Annotated in this window: 1 protein-coding gene; it reads right to left on the reverse strand. The window is 67.8% G+C overall.

Annotation, left to right across the window (positions count from 1 at the left end; all coding sequences use genetic code 11):
- Nucleotides 1-255 (reverse strand): hypothetical protein (locus GQB03_RS22835; protein WP_159694081.1); only part of this gene is annotated, 255 nt, incomplete at both ends.

Here is a 255-nt window from a genome sequence, read left to right on the forward strand (position 1 = left end):
CGGTGGGCAGCTTGCCGCGCGAGTGCACCTCGTCGAGCCGCGCGAGCCAGGCCTCGGCCGACTCGATGCGGGCCTTCTGCGAGAGCCGCTTGGTGAGCGCGCGGCAGATCACGTCGGACTCGAACTCCCCGTAGTGCGGCAGCAGCTCCTGCTCCTGCTCGTCGAACTTGCCGACGATGCGCGGCGCGTTGGCCATGCCGTAGAGCACGTTCTTGGCGAACATCTCGAGGAAGGGGCGCTTCTCCTCGATGACGA

It is taken from the genome of Cognatazoarcus halotolerans (assembly GCF_009800965.1).
In the GTDB taxonomy this organism is placed as follows: domain Bacteria; phylum Pseudomonadota; class Gammaproteobacteria; order Burkholderiales; family Rhodocyclaceae; genus Cognatazoarcus; species Cognatazoarcus halotolerans.